Annotated in this window: 1 protein-coding gene; it reads right to left on the bottom strand. The window is 62.0% G+C overall.

Translation table 11 applies throughout. The features are described 5' to 3' along the window. Positions 1–1,378: DUF6531 domain-containing protein (locus BFP93_RS09605; protein ID WP_256095191.1), on the bottom strand; the 1,378-nt coding region annotated here is incomplete at its 3' end. Between the last annotated feature and the right edge of the window lie 12 nt (positions 1,379–1,390).

The raw sequence follows: 1,390 nt of genomic DNA, 5'->3' as shown, positions 1-1,390 counted from the left end.
CACTGGTGCGGTACAAGCGCGTCCACTCGAACGGCAAGATCCCATCCAGCGCGCCGTCGGTCAGGGTCAGCAGTTCCTCGCCGGTGACCATCGACACCGGGCAACCGTGGGTAACGGTCTTGTCCGCAGAAGCCGCCGCATCGCCCTTCGGGTTCGACGCCACGGCCGGCACATCATCCACCGACTCCTGGCGCACCAACGCTGTACGTTGCGTCTTGTTGCGCACCATCGGCACCGCGTTCGAAACCAACTGCTCGCCTGCCTTCAACGGCGCCACCGGCACTGCTTTGACCGGCGTCGCCGCACTGTTCAGCAACAGAGGCTTGGCCGCCTGCACGTGAGTTTCCAGCCCAGGCCCCGGCACCTGCCTGGCTAGCAACTCCAACAACGCCCGCGCCCGCCCGGACTTGATAGAACTCAACACCTGAGCCCCCAGCCGAAGCTGCACCCCCATCCCCCGCGTGGCCCATATCAGCAGCAGGTTGATCAAGACTTCGCCAGTGATCTCACCCAGCAGTTCGTACATCTCGGGCGGCGGCAGCAGGCGTATCCAGGCCACCATTGCTGACAAATAGATAAACAGCAGCGGCTCGTCACTGAGCACCAGAAAGCCTTGGGCGAGCGTGTCTTTACCCAGTTTGAGTAACTGGTCCAGTTCGGCCTGGGAAAGGTACTGCAGCAACTTTTCGCTGTTGGACTTGAGATTCGCCAACAGGTCGTACAGCTCGGTGATGTTGTCCCACAGGTTGTAAAACGCCTTGCCAATCCCGCTTGCAAAGGCCGCACCCTGTTTCGCGCTGCGCTTGAAGGGCGGGGCTTTGGCAAAATCGGCCCATTGAGGCTCGAAGCGCTCGCGCCACTGCTTGCGCAGATCCGCTTCCAGCCCGGCGATGACCGACTGGTAGGACGTATACAGCGCCTTGACGTGATCTTTGGAAACATTGGGGTAGAAAGTGACTCGGTACTGCTGATCGCGGGTGCACTCAGGGACTTCAAGCCAGCCGCTGGGGCCGATGGTGCGGTGCAGCGGCGCGCCAATGGGCGTGCCGTCCGGTGCAATGGCTTGCAGCGTGACCGGCGTGTTGCCGATAGGGACGAAGCGGGTGCTCTCGAACAGATGCACCAGGGTCAGCCCACCCTGGGCCTTGCATTGAGCGACGGTGCGACTGGGCGTGTCGGAAGAGATCGGCGCGACCAGTGCGACGTCGTCACCGACCTTGAACACCTGCTCGACTTCCAGTGCCGAGCCACTGAAAAAGCTGTCGGCCCACGCGTCGAAGGTGTTCAGGCAATTGCGCAAATCCCCAAGCACGTTTTCAACATCCGGCGCTTTGGGGTCCATGGGGGCCAGGACGAAGCTGGCAAGCACCGGAATCAAAAGACCGCCCCG

Source organism: Pseudomonas sp. 44 R 15, assembly GCF_900004965.1.
GTDB classification, from domain to species: domain Bacteria; phylum Pseudomonadota; class Gammaproteobacteria; order Pseudomonadales; family Pseudomonadaceae; genus Aquipseudomonas; species Aquipseudomonas orientalis_A.
This window is presented reverse-complemented; position numbering and strand designations above follow the sequence as displayed.